This window comes from Alkalimarinus alittae (genome assembly GCF_026016465.1).
Lineage (GTDB): Bacteria > Pseudomonadota > Gammaproteobacteria > Pseudomonadales > Oleiphilaceae > Alkalimarinus > Alkalimarinus alittae.
On record NZ_CP100390.1, the window covers coordinates 1726302 to 1739263 of the forward strand.

Annotated in this window: 10 protein-coding genes and 1 pseudogene; all 11 read left to right on the top strand. The window is 40.1% G+C overall.

Features of this window, described 5'->3' with window-relative positions; all coding sequences use genetic code 11:
- Positions 1-5: 5 nt before the first annotated feature.
- The 11 genes and pseudogenes from gapS1 to NKI27_RS07895 all read left to right on the top strand — a co-directional run bounded on the left by gapS1 (position 6) and on the right by NKI27_RS07895 (position 12917).
- Positions 6-1601, top strand: coding sequence for a GapS1 family protein (gene gapS1, locus NKI27_RS07845; RefSeq protein ID WP_455168461.1), 1596 nt, complete (start codon positions 6-8; stop codon positions 1599-1601).
- Positions 1602-1748: 147 nt separating this feature from the next.
- Positions 1749-2734, top strand: a pseudogene (locus NKI27_RS07850) (N-6 DNA methylase); the annotation flags it as partial.
- Positions 2735-2749: 15 nt separating this feature from the next.
- Entirely contained in the window at positions 2750-3490 is a 741-nt protein-coding gene (locus NKI27_RS07855) for a virulence RhuM family protein (protein WP_265049112.1), read from the top strand.
- Complete coding sequence (locus NKI27_RS07860; protein WP_265049113.1) at positions 3490-3819, top strand: GIY-YIG nuclease family protein; 330 nt, start codon at positions 3490-3492, stop codon at positions 3817-3819. The genes NKI27_RS07855 and NKI27_RS07860 overlap by 1 nt, the downstream gene beginning before the upstream one ends.
- Positions 3816-3944, top strand: coding sequence for a hypothetical protein (locus tag NKI27_RS07865; RefSeq protein WP_265049114.1), 129 nt, complete (start codon positions 3816-3818; stop codon positions 3942-3944). Before NKI27_RS07860 ends, NKI27_RS07865 begins: the two co-directional genes overlap by 4 nt.
- On the top strand, positions 3941-5704 hold the full coding sequence (locus NKI27_RS07870; RefSeq protein ID WP_265049115.1) for a restriction endonuclease subunit S: 1764 nt from the start codon (positions 3941-3943) through the stop codon (positions 5702-5704). Before NKI27_RS07865 ends, NKI27_RS07870 begins: the two co-directional genes overlap by 4 nt.
- Before the next feature lie 38 nt (positions 5705-5742).
- On the top strand, positions 5743-7644 hold the full coding sequence (locus tag NKI27_RS07875; protein WP_265049116.1) for an ATP-dependent nuclease: 1902 nt from the start codon (positions 5743-5745) through the stop codon (positions 7642-7644).
- Positions 7644-9623, top strand: a complete 1980-nt coding sequence (locus NKI27_RS07880; protein ID WP_265049117.1) for a UvrD-helicase domain-containing protein — start codon at positions 7644-7646, stop codon at positions 9621-9623. The genes NKI27_RS07875 and NKI27_RS07880 overlap by 1 nt, the downstream gene beginning before the upstream one ends.
- Positions 9624-9651: 28 nt before the next feature.
- Positions 9652-10734 carry a phospholipase D family protein gene (locus NKI27_RS07885; RefSeq protein WP_265049118.1) on the top strand — a complete coding sequence of 361 codons (1083 nt, stop codon included), beginning with the start codon at positions 9652-9654 and terminating at the stop codon, positions 10732-10734.
- Between the two features lie 315 nt (positions 10735-11049).
- Complete coding sequence (locus NKI27_RS07890; protein WP_265049119.1) at positions 11050-11814, top strand: hypothetical protein; 765 nt, start codon at positions 11050-11052, stop codon at positions 11812-11814.
- A gap of 53 nt (positions 11815-11867) precedes the next feature.
- Positions 11868-12917 carry a PDDEXK nuclease domain-containing protein gene (locus NKI27_RS07895; protein WP_265049120.1) on the top strand — a complete coding sequence of 350 codons (1050 nt, stop codon included), beginning with the start codon at positions 11868-11870 and terminating at the stop codon, positions 12915-12917.
- Positions 12918-12962 lie beyond the last annotated feature (45 nt).

Sequence of the window (12962 nt, forward strand, 5' to 3'; positions counted from 1 at the left end):
TAAATATGGCATTTAATAAAAAAGCTGATGAAATCCGGATACAAATTCAAAGATATACAACTGAATCATTGGTCAATGAGCTTTTGATAAAACTACACACTAAGCACGAGAATGAATCTAAAGGATACGGTATGCCATGGGTGTTGTGTCTAATGCTTGATTGGACGCTTGAGCTAACGCCCCAAAAAAATGCATCCCCAGCAACTGATGAGGACGTATACAGGATATTAAATAAAATTTGGGCATTGCAGGATAATGCTATGAAGCTAGCGACATCTCAAAATACCTACTTAACCCTAAGACCTTTTTTACTGTCTCAATTAATGTTCCAAAAAGATCAGATAGCGCATCTATTTTTTATGGTTCGCTTATTCAGCATTATGTGTGATAAAAATTCGAGCAGTTTTTTTAATGACAAGTTTAAAGAAATTACAGGATTAGAGTTAAGAGAGTATTTTGTTTTTGCATGGTATTTGAACTCAGTTTTTATAAATCAAAGCGCTTCATATATTCCATATTCAGAATTAATCATTAAATTGTATCCAGCATTTAGCCTTGAAAAGATCTCAAAGCTACTGAAATTAGTAGGAGCAACTCCCGACCAGTTAAAAAATGAAATACAGCTGTGGCGATCACAGAATCCGCTAAAACCAGCAGAATATTTTACTGAACCCTTAACCATAAAAAGTCCCATATTATTACTTCCTAATGGCTTTTCAACACCTCACACATATGTCGCAACTATTGGTATTAGTGAATTTGTCATAAGAGAATTAAAATCAGAGTCATTTAGAAATAAATTCACGAAGGCTTATGAAGAGTATATTGCTGATTTATTCAATCAGTTTAATTATTCAGTAACTAGAGAAAAGGATATTAATATATTTTATAAAGAACAATATGTTACGGGGAAAGTAATCGATTTTTTAGATTTAAATGGTGGGAAAACAGTATTAATTGATGCTAAAGGAGTAGAGCCTCATCAAAAAATATTGATATCTGACTCCCCTAGAATCATTAAGGATAAGCTGAAAGATAGTTATATAAAAGCCATTGAGCAAGCTAGCGAGTGTGCGGCATTGCTGGATATCCATGGGTATCCAGGTATTCAAAAGTACGAAGAACGGTATGCAGTAATAGTAACGCATCAAGATTTCTATTTAGGAAATGCAAGCAAACTGGTCGGATATTTGGGAGATGAATATAAGGATAAAATCACAGGGGTAATTAAAAATAAGATACCTCTAGGGAATATACATTTCGTTTGTGTTGAAGACTTAGAAGGAGTTTTGGGGTTATGCGATGAAAAAAATACATATCTACATCATTTTTTAGATTTTTGTTCGCAGCAAAATCGTAGTCCTGAGACACAGAAATTTGATGTTCGACAGCATATTATTTCATATGCGCAGTCAATTGGTTCAAGTTATAGCTCGCCTGTAGGGTCTCCTCGATTGCTAAAGGATAATAATTATTTGGTTAGTTATTTAATCGGATTAATGAAAGAATCAGAGACCTATTGGCGCATGGGGGGAGAACAAAAAATTAAAGAATTTATGCATTTGCATTACGCATTTAAAAACAAAATATTTTCAGTTTAAATCTAACTATTCATGTAACAGGTTAAACCTGAATATGAAGACTATCCCCTTTAAAAACCACTAAATTACGCAAAAAAATGTTACAGTTATTTAGAGTAGTGAAATCAAGGAGGTAACACTATTAATGCTTCTCAAAATGACATTATTTTCACTCCGCGTGCTGTCACGCGTTTTATTGTGCAAATGATTAACCCACAACTAGGCGAATCCATTCTCGACCCTGCTTGCGGGGCACAGGTGGCTTCTTAGCCTGCACGGTAGATACCCTAAAAAAACAAGTTAAAGACACCGAGGGCGAACGACTTTTACAAAAATCAGTTCACGGCGTCGAAAAGAAGCAGCTACCGCACCTGTTATGCACCACCAACATGATGCTACACGGCATCGAAGTACCACAACAAATTCGCCACGGTAATACGCTAAATAAACCACTCTCTAGTTTAGATAGTGAAGACATGGTGGATGTAGTCGTATCAAACCCACCTTTCGGTGGCACTGAAGAAGACGGTATCGAAAAGAACTTCCCCTCGGAATTTCAAACTCGTGAAACAGCCGACTTATTTTTACAGTACATTATCGAAGTTTTAAATGAAAAGGGCAGAGCCGCCGTGGTATTACCAGACGGTACACTGTTTGGCGAAGGCGTTAAAACCAAAATCAAAAAACTGTTATTAGACGAATGTAACCTACACACCCTAGTGCGATTACCCAACTCCGTCTTTGCCCCTTACACCAGTATTAAAACCAACATCCTGTTCTTTGAAAAAGGTACACCGACAAAAGATATATGGTACTACGAAGTACCTCTGCCAGAAGGGGTAAAAGCCTTTAACAAAACCAAGCCCATGAAGCTGGAAGACTTCGCCGCCTGTGCCGAATGGTGGGGAGAAGGGAAAACGATTGAAGAGAAGACTCAACGTAACAACCGATAAGAAAATGAATTCGCTTGGTTAGTGAACATTGAAGACATTATCGCCCGCAACTACAACCTCGATATTAAAAACCCCCATGTAGGCGAAGTCATCAGTCACGACCCAGAAGAATTGTTAGCTGAATTTGCAAAGCAGCAACAAGGTATTCAGGCCCTGCGTGATCAATTAAAAACCATTCTCAGTGATGCACTGAGTCATTAAAACAAGGAGTGTTTTATGAGTGATATAGCGATTTTTGAAAGTACTAATGGTGAAATACAGGTTCAGCTAGAGCAAGAGACTGTTTGGCTGACACAAAAGCAGCTCTCTGTACTGCTGGATACCTCCACAGACAATATTAGTTTGCACCTGAAAAACATCTATACCGAGCAAGAGCTAAGCGAAGAGGCAACTACCGAGGAATACTCGGTAGTTCAAAAAGAAGGCAAACGAAACGTTACCCGAAATATAAAACATTATAATCTCGACGCCATTATATCAGTGGGCTATCGTGTTAACTCCAAGCGGTGCGTGCAGTTTCGACAATGGGCTACCAAACTACTTAACGAACATCTAACCCAAGGCTATACACTCAACCAACAACGGTTCGAACAAATGGTTCGACAAGCTCACCACGAACGGTCCCCATCAACGACACTTATCGTTCACCACGAACGGTCCCCATCAACGACACTTATCGTTCACCACGAACGGTCCTCATCAACGACACTTATCGTTCACCACGAACGGTCCTCATCAACGACACTTATCGTTCACCACGAACGGTCCTCATCAACGACACTTATCGTTCACCACGAACGGTCCTCATCAACGACACTTATCGTTCACCACGAACGACTCTCATTGGCCACACCCCCTGTTCACCAAGAACGGATTTTGTTGACCACCCCCCCCGTTCACCCTGAGCTTGTCGAAGGGATGGTTACCGATGCTCCAAAATTAAAGGATGCAGCATAATGTCATTCCATGTATACATCCTTCAATGCCAAGATAAAAGCTTTTACACCGGTCATACAGACAACCTAGAAAACCGTTTAGAACAACATCATTCGGCTTATTTTAAAAACTGTTATACCGCCACTCGTTTACCCGTTCAGTTAGTTTTTCAGCAAGCATTTGAAACGAGACTAGAGGCATTGAGCAAAGAACGGCAAATAAAGGGGTGGAGTCGCAACAAAAAACAAGCGTTAATCGAGGGTGATTGGGCTAAATTGAAAACGCTGGCAAAAAACCGCCAAAACAATGTACCGTCCAGTGAGTTTACCAATATCGAGGCAGCTCTATGATGAACATTATTAATGACACCGGCCTCGCAGCGCTGACCTTATTGGTAGCGGAATCAGCGCCTGCGCAAAAAGAAACGTTAATTCGGTTGATTATGAATATGTTGGCGATAGAGGAGGCGGTATGAGCCTCAGCACTTCAAATCATTCCCGCGATCAAGGTGAATCGCAATGCGAGAGAGAACGCACTGGTGGGGGCGGGAATCCAGAGCGGTTAATCACTGAGAATTTGGATGTTTGGTCATCGGCTATTAAACGGCGGGGCTCTCAGGGGCGTGGTGGTAGTAAGAAGATTGAGTTGTATGGAATAAAAAAATTACGTGAGCTAATTTTGGAGTTAGCGGTACGTGGGTTATTAGTTCCTCAAGATGAACATGATGAACCAGCTTCAGTTCTAGTAAAAAATATTGAAAAAGAGCGAGAGTATTTAATTTCGAAAAAAAAAGCAAAACGAGTTAAAAGGCTACCTGAAATATCCCAGGATGAAGAGCCTTACAGCCTGCGTAAAGGCTGGACTTGGGTTCGCTTACAGGAAATTATACAGATTTCCTCTGGTAATGGACTGACATCATCAAAGATGAACAAAGAGGGAGATGTTCCAGTTTATGGTGGTAATGGGGTAACAGGGTGCCATAGTGAAGGGAATGTTGATAAGCCAACCCTTATTATTGGGCGAGTTGGATTTTATTGCGGTTCAATTCATATTACACCTGAAAAGGCTTGGGTGACTGACAATGCATTCATAACGACTTTCTCTGAAAAGAATATCTACTTAGATTTTCTGTCATGGCTTTTGAAGGGAACAAATCTAAAAGAAAATGAAAGCGCAACAGCCCAACCGGTAATCTCAGGGAGAAAGGTGTACCCCATTGTTGTTGGCTTACCGCCATTAGCAGAACAACACCGCATAGTCGCCAAAGTCGACGAACTCATGGCCTTATGCGACCAACTAGAACAACAACAAGAAAACAGCATCAGCGCCCACCAAACCCTAGTAGAAACCCTACTGTCCGCACTCACCAACGCAGGCGAAAAGGGCGAATTCAACCAAGCCTGGGCCAGAATCGCCGAACACTTCGACACCCTGTTCACCACCGAACACAGCATCGACCAACTCAAACAAGCCATCCTGCAACTTGCGGTGATGGGCAAGCTTGTGCCGCAAGACCCTAATGATGAACCGGCTAGTGTGTTGCTTGAGAAGATAGCGGCTGAGAAAGCGCAGTTGATTAAGGATGGGAGGATTAAGAAGCAGAAGGCTTTGCCGGAGATTGGGGAGGATGAGAAACCGTTTGAGCTGCCGGAGGGGTGGGAGTGGTGCCGCTTGCCTGATATTGGCGACCTTTCACGAGGTAAATCAAAACACCGCCCTAGAAATGATAGGGCTCTTTATGTTGATGGGAACATACCATTAGTTCAAACAGGTGATGTTTCTAGAGCTAACGGTGTTATCGAAACATATACCGCTTTGTACAATAAAACTGGCCTCGCTCAAAGTCGACTTTGGCCGAAAGGCACGATGTGCATCACCATTGCAGCCAATATTGCGGATACAAGCGTGCTAGGTTTCGATGCATGTTTTCCCGATAGCGTCGTAGGCTATACACCTTTTGATAAAGAAATTGATGTTAGGTATTTTGAGTTTTTTATTCGGACAGCGAAAAGTGACCTTGAAAAATATGCCCCATCGACCGCTCAAAAGAATATTAATTTAGAGATTCTTAGCCAAGTTTTAGTTCCTTTCCCACCCAAAGAGGAACTTTTTAGAGTCGTTGCTAAGATTGTCAAACTTATGGATCTATGCGACACCCTAAAAGAACGCATCCGTGAGTCTCAAACCACCCAATTGCATTTAGCTGATGCTATGGCCGAGCAAAAGCTAATTTAATCATGCAGTTTTAAGGAACTTATCTACAGGGATTTCATATGTATTTGGCAAGTATTAAAGCAGACAACTTTCGAGTATTTGAGTCGACATATGTAGAATTGAATAAGGGGCTTAACCTTTTAATAGGTGAGAATGATGCTGGAAAAACCAGTTTAATTGATGCAATCCGATTGGCACTTGATACAAACTCAGCCGAGTGGGTTCGTATTAAAAATACTGATTTCAGTAGCGGTACAAGTACTTTATCTATACAGTTAAAGTTTTATGACCTGTCCGCTAGCGATGGAGGTGCATTTGCTGAGCATCTTTCATTTGAAGAAGATAGTAGTGGCCAACGAGGAACTATTCTTTATGTAAATCTGAGAGCATCATTAGGTGATGGTGTGGGAAGAAATGGCCAGGCTATTCGAACAGAAATTCGATCAGGATCTAATTGTGATGGTCCAATACTAGAAAGAGACGTTCGCCTGTATTTGTCTACAACTTATCTTAAACCTCTTCGAGACGCAGAAAATGAGCTGTCTGCTGGGCGTATGTCCCGCCTTTCTCAGTTATTGGCAAGCCCAAATAGTGTTGGTGGAAATCTTGCCGACATGGAACGGCTTATAGAACTAATTATTCAAGCAAATCAATCAATCAAAGCTGATCCGTCTATTTCCCAAACTAAAGATGCTGTTCAAAGCCTCTTAAAACTAGTCACTTTCAAAGGGAATGTTTTCTCGCCTGTTATTGATATGCTTGGAAGTAAAAATTTGGACCAAATGACTACCGGCGAAAAAAATACGGTATTTAGGGCAATTGTCGAGCGATTATCACTAGGGCTTAATGAAGCAGGCCTTTCTCATGGGCTCGGATACAGTAACCTTTTATTCATGGCAGCTGAGTTAATGCTTCTAACAGACGCTGAGGATGGATTTCCACTGCTTCTCATTGAAGAACCTGAAGCCCATTTACACCCACAACTTCAAATGAAATTCATTAAATACCTTGCCGAGCAACAGCCCAACTTGCAGTGTATTTTATCAACACACAGCCCTAATTTGGCTTCGAAAGTTCCATTAGAAAACTTGATTATTATGAGCAAAGGCCAAGCTTTTCCGCTTAGAAAAGGGTGTACTGCTTTGGATAATGGCGACTACCCTTTTTTAGAAAAGTTTCTAGATGTTTCTAAGGCCAATATGTTTTTTGCCAAAGGTGTTTTGTTGGTCGAAGGCGATGGGGAAAATATTCTGCTTCCTACTATAGCCGAACTACTGGGGCGTCCTCTTGAAGATTACGGTGTCTCGATTGTTAATGTTGGTAATCTGGCCTACAAACGATATGCGAAGATATACCGAACATCTTTAGTTCGCAGTTCAGTGCTGCCAATAAAGGTGGCGTGTATTACTGACCTTGATATATGGCCAGATAAAGCCGAGAAAAAAGACGGAAATGTTGTCGGGTTTAAGGAAAAGAAACAACCGAATCGGGAAACACGTAAGAAGGGAAATCTAAACCGTTGGTTTAGCTATTATGACGATAAGCCTGATGACCTAGCAACATGGAAGTCAAATAAGTGTGCTCAGGATGGCGGTAACGTTAAAACATTTATCTCTGATGAATGGACTTTTGAGTATTGTTTAGCCAAATATGGTCTTGCAAGTGAGGTTTTTCAATCAATTAAACCTGAAGGTGCTGTAATTGGGTTTAATGATTTGCCATATAGTGCAGAGGAGCGTGCCATTAAAATCTATAGCATGATTGAGACTAGATCGTCGGGCAAAACAGAGTCAACTTATCATCTTGCGCAGATCCTTCGTGATAAATACAAGGGAAAATCAGACGAGTTCAGAGGGAAACTTCCTCCATATATTGTTAGTGCTATTGAGCATGTCACAGAAACTTTTAACCCAGTTGGAGTTTCAGCAATAGACCCTGTTGTTGGTTCGGAGATAAGTTAATGACACTCACAATCACGGATGATGATATAGACTTAATTGAAATGGAAACTGGCCTGTCATTTGATGAACCTCGTAGGCTTGCTTTAAAAGGTTACGATGATATTCAAGCCTGCCCTGGTAGTGGCAAAACTACGTTAATTGCCGCTAAGCTGATTCTATTGGCATCAAAATGGAACCAAGGATCAAATGGAATTTGTGTTCTAAGTCATACAAATGTGGCAAAGTTTGAAATTATTAGTCGTCTAGAGAAGCACCCTGATGGCAGGCGTCTTCTTAAATACCCCCACTTTATCGGTACAATACAAGAATTTGTAAATCGTTTTTTAGCTATCCCATATTGCCGGACTGTCGGTATACCTGTTAATCAAATTGATGATGAAATTTGCTGTAACTATATTAACAGCAAGTTGAAATGGGGTACTCGTAAATATTTGGAAAACAAAAGAGCGAGCATTGGCGGACTTCAGGTTAAATATGAAAAAGGTGAGTTTGTTACCTCTGTGCCTGCCTTTCCATCTTACTCGAATTCGAATAGTTACCAGGATCTAGCATCGATAAAGAATAGTTTAATTGGTTCCGGGTTGCATTTTTATCGTGAGATGTATGAATATGGCAAAGCTTATGTTGACACTGTTAGCGGGGCTTCTGAGGCGCTAAGATCAAGATTTAGAATAGTGTTTGTAGATGAGATGCAAGATACAGAGTATTTTCAAGATCACTTGATCAACAGTATCTTTGATACTGAATATTGTCAGGTGCAACGGTTCGGTGATGCTGATCAGGCTATATTCAACAGTGGGGACGGTAGTAACACTTATAATGACCTTGATTTACCTGCGATCACAACAAGTCACCGTTTTAATTCCTCTATTGCAAAGATTGTTTCTGGGTTAAGTAGTAAAAGGCTCACAATTTGTTCGTCTCATGAGGCAACTAAAGATGATCCGCCAAATACTATATTTGTAGTTTCTGAGAAAACTAGGGGGCAGGTGATCTCCTCCTTTGTTGATTTATGTATAGAGCATATTCACAGTGATGAAGTATCGCCGATCAAAGTAGTTGGTGCTGTGGGCAATGAAAACCCGACAGCTTTAACTATTGGGGAGTATTTTCCAAACTTCCATAAGTCTCAAGCATCTAACAATTTTAAACCGCAGAAGCTGATCGACTATTTTTACAAAATTGAAATGGCGAGTAGTAATCATAAGTCATATCGGCTCGTATTGGATGGGGTGGCAAGATGCTACCGTATCGCTGGTGTACAGCTGTCAGATCAGATAGGTGATATAAAACCTGTAACAGTTGATCGTCTGCGGCGTTGGTTAAAAGATACCGACAAACTCAAAGCTTTCAATCAGATGGTACTTTCATTGCAGTTTAAAGATTTTACGGATGAGGGCGTTTGGATTGAAAACCTAGTTCCTTTGATTGATTTGCTTGAACTAGATATAGACAACCCAGGAGTGAGTGAATTTACTTCTTTTAAGGAGCGAGAAATCACAACGGCTGAAGACAGTTCAAGTCTTAATATCTGTTCGGTTAAACGCAATGGAAGGAGTGTAGACGTAGAAATATCAACAATACACTCAGTTAAAGGCGAGACTCACGCGGCTACCTTGGTATTGGAAACACAATTTCATCAGTATGATATTGGCCAAATGATGGATTACTTGGTCGGGGTTAAAACCGATAGCCCACTTAAGCGTAAAGCGAAATTCATGAAACAGCTTTATGTCGCTATGACAAGGCCTAAGCATTTAGTTTGTTTGGCTATAGACGAGTCAAGATTTTCAGGGGTGAATCGAGAACGCGCTATTCAACAGGGTTGGAATATCAAAGATCTGACTATAATTGCGTCCAGTTTGCAGCACCAGAAGCTTGAAGAAACTCAACAAGAAAGGCCCAGAGCTGCTCAAAATATAGAAGGCGGCTTTACTTATACCTCACGTTCTATAAAAAACCCTAGCAGGGATTCATAAAGCGATAATTATATACGGGTATTTAAACATGAAAGTCATATCTAATCTAACGTCTAGTCATGGCTCACTTATTACTGAGTTATTAGAAGATAATTACGATGAACTATTTTGGGTTTCCCCGTTTATTGCTGGAGACTTTCAGGAATTATTTAGCAAATCAGATTTCTCAGCTGTTAAGACTATTACGCTAGTCACAACACTCAAGAAAAATGATCAAGACCAGATCACAAAGCCTCATGCATTAAAATCCTTCTATAACTTAATGAATGCAAAATGCCCCAAAGCGAAAGTTAAGGTGCATATTGATAATAGTTTGCATGGGAAAATATATATCTTCAAAAAAGACAATATACACAAGGTTATAGTAACTTCGGCAAACCTTACGCAAAGTGGTTTTTACAATAACCATGAATGGGGCCTATTGATTGATAGTGGTGAGGCTATTGAACAGCTGGAAAGTGAAGTGCTTGAATGTATTGATTATCATGACATCACAGAATCTCTAGTGGATAGGCTGGTTATGTTTTCTGAGCAGGGGTTAAAAGATCACCCAGAGTGGGACGAAAAAACACAACCTACATCCGATATCCTTGATTCGGTTTACTTTCAGGGGGATAAAAATAATAAAGAGCCTCGATACTATTTGAAACCTGTAGGGGTGTCGGAGGACCCTATATTGAAGGAAGATCAGAAAGATTTTTCCGATTTACATCAAAACCTAGATTTTTCAAAAAAAGGCACTGGTGCAATTCGAGCTGGCGATATTGTCATTACCACTGCTGTGGGCTGTGGCTGTTTACTATCTTATTTCCAAATAACCGGGTCACCTAAAGAAGCGACATTTGAAGAGCAGCAAACCGAGCCTTGGAAACAGCGATGGCCATGGCATATAGAAGGCAGAAATCTGTCGCCCAGTTACGGTGGATGTTGGTGGAAGCACGATCTGGATAGAAAGCCGTTATTGGATACTTTTCTATCTGAGTATCCTGATCAGCCGGTTACAAAAGCCGGTGCATTTTCACTGGGTACTTTAAATTACGGTAGCGACAAAGTAGAAATAACAAAAGCATTTGCTGATTTTTTAATAGATAAAATCGACGCGGCAGAATAAATCGCTGATTAACGAATAATCTAGACTTGATATTTTATCTATAAGGTAATGTGCGGTGAGTAATAAGTATCGAGCTATCCAAAACTAACTAATTAGAAAAATAAAGCGCAGCTAATTGCACTTGAAATAGTACGCAAGTTTATCAAATGTTGCGTATAAGTATTTTCAAATGCGTTACGGCACCGAGTATATAGAGATGTCATTCAATTTATCAAAACCATAAAAATGAATGATAACTAAAGTTTCTCGATGGAAAGGGGGCTCGTTGTAAAGGCTTACCCATTAATAAATTATGAAATTACATGGAGGTATGGAATGTCCACAACGAACAAACTAGCTGAAGAAATTAGCGGCGCTACAGAAGCTGTTAAAAGTATTTCTGAGCTTTTAGACGCAATCGAGGGAGTTATTCAAACCCCCAGTGGATTAATTATGTTCATTGGCATTCTTGTATGGTTCTTACTAAACAAGGACTTTTCTAAGTTTCTCGATATATCAGAACGAAAAGAAAAGAAGAGGCTGGAAAAGCTAGAAGTGTATATGGCTAATCAAGATGCTGCGAATGAGGATGTATTAAAAGTTATAAAAGATTTACGCGATGCTCAATATTTTAAGGTGGCAACTGGCATATATGCAGAAAAAAGTTTACGAGAATCACTGATTTATCTACATGAAAAGACTTCACACTCTATAACCTGGACAAATATAAAAAGAGCCCTTCCGTACTTAAGTGCAACATCGGATACCAAAATTGATGTAAGGAAGCAAAAGTGTACTGAGAAAATTGGTTATTGGTACAACATTGGAGTTGGCAGTCTATTCTTTTGCTTTGCAATAGTAATATTCTTAGCTTTCTTTTTAGTTAACCCAGGCAGTGTTGGAATTATTGTCGGAGGTGCCTCTTTGTCACTGCTGTGCGCTTTTTTTGCTTTTTTTGTTTTCTCTCAGAACTGGCCAGTTACATCGGCAAAGAAAATTAAGGAAGAGCTACAGAAGGTAGGGCAAGGTAATCCTAACCCAAATTCAGAGGTTGAGGTTGAGGCGTCTGAGGTGGAAGGAGTTTCATCTGTAAATGCATAGGGTCGTTAAGTTAAATATCAATATTGAAAGACACCTTTAAGGAAAAGCAATTCATGACTGAGTTCAAAAAGAGCAGTGTGGAGCTAAATAATTTGCCTTCAGGTTATGAACAATGGCTTGGCAGCCTGAAAAAGAATATTCAGACAGCCCAGCAACGCGCTGTACTGTCAGTAAACAAAGAGCTTATCGCGCTTTATTGGCAAATTGGCCAAGAAATTTTGGAACGACAGCAACAGCAAGGTTGGGGGGCGAAGGTTATTGATCTATTATCAAATGACTTGAAAAAGGCCTTCCCTGAAATCAAAGGATTCTCAGCTCGAAACCTGAAATATATGCGCCAATTTGCTGAAGTTTGGTCTGACCCAGAATTTGTGCAACAGCCTGTTGCACAAATTCCCTGGGGGCATCACTTAGTACTGATGGCAAAGCTAGAAAATTCAGAGATCCGTTTGCTTTATGCCAAAAAAACAATAGAACACGGTTGGTCTCGAAATGTGTTGGTTCATCAAATTGAAAGTAAACTAATCGAGCGAGAAGGACAGGCAACCACTAACTTTGAGCAAAGTTTACCCTCCACAAATTCAGAATTGGCACAACAAACCTTGAAAGATCCTTACATATTTGATTTTTTATCGGTTGGAGCCAACGCAAAAGAAAGAGATATCGAGCAGGCCTTAACGCAGCATATTAGTCAATTCCTGTTGGAACTTGGGGCAGGCTTTGCCTTTGTTGGTAAGCAGGTGCACCTAGAGGTAGGCGGTGATGACTTCTATCTTGATTTATTGTTTTATCACTTGAAATTACGGTGCTACATCGTTGTTGAACTAAAAGCCGGTGACTTTAAGCCTGAACATACCGGCCAGCTAAATTTCTATTTGTCTGCGGTCGATAGCCAAATTAAAACAGAGCAAGACCTGCCTACTATTGGTTTATTACTGTGTAAGTCCCGCAATAAAATTGTTGCTGAATATGCACTTAGAGATAACAGTAAACCAATAGGAATAGCCGAATATCAACTCGCTCAAGCTTTGCCTGCCGACTTGGAACAACAGCTACCCAGTATTGAGTTGATAGAAAAGGAGTTGCAGGGTATTAAAGAGTAGTTAATCTAAAAATAGTTTGAAAAGGTGTCAGATCTATTATGTTAG

What these genes read in the sequence shown, in the direction of transcription:
- gapS1 (WP_455168461.1), top strand. Translation starts at nt 6, where the DNA reads ATGGCATTTAATAAAAAAGCTGATGAAATCCGGATACAAATTCAAAGA.
- NKI27_RS07855 (WP_265049112.1), top strand. Translation starts at nt 2,750, where the DNA reads ATGAGTGATATAGCGATTTTTGAAAGTACTAATGGTGAAATACAGGTT.
- NKI27_RS07860 (WP_265049113.1), top strand. Translation starts at nt 3,490, where the DNA reads ATGTCATTCCATGTATACATCCTTCAATGCCAAGATAAAAGCTTTTAC.
- NKI27_RS07865 (WP_265049114.1), top strand. Translation starts at nt 3,816, where the DNA reads ATGATGAACATTATTAATGACACCGGCCTCGCAGCGCTGACCTTATTG.
- NKI27_RS07870 (WP_265049115.1), top strand. Translation starts at nt 3,941, where the DNA reads ATGAGCCTCAGCACTTCAAATCATTCCCGCGATCAAGGTGAATCGCAA.
- NKI27_RS07875 (WP_265049116.1), top strand. Translation starts at nt 5,743, where the DNA reads ATGTATTTGGCAAGTATTAAAGCAGACAACTTTCGAGTATTTGAGTCG.
- NKI27_RS07880 (WP_265049117.1), top strand. Translation starts at nt 7,644, where the DNA reads ATGACACTCACAATCACGGATGATGATATAGACTTAATTGAAATGGAA.
- NKI27_RS07885 (WP_265049118.1), top strand. Translation starts at nt 9,652, where the DNA reads ATGAAAGTCATATCTAATCTAACGTCTAGTCATGGCTCACTTATTACT.
- NKI27_RS07890 (WP_265049119.1), top strand. Translation starts at nt 11,050, where the DNA reads ATGTCCACAACGAACAAACTAGCTGAAGAAATTAGCGGCGCTACAGAA.
- NKI27_RS07895 (WP_265049120.1), top strand. Translation starts at nt 11,868, where the DNA reads ATGACTGAGTTCAAAAAGAGCAGTGTGGAGCTAAATAATTTGCCTTCA.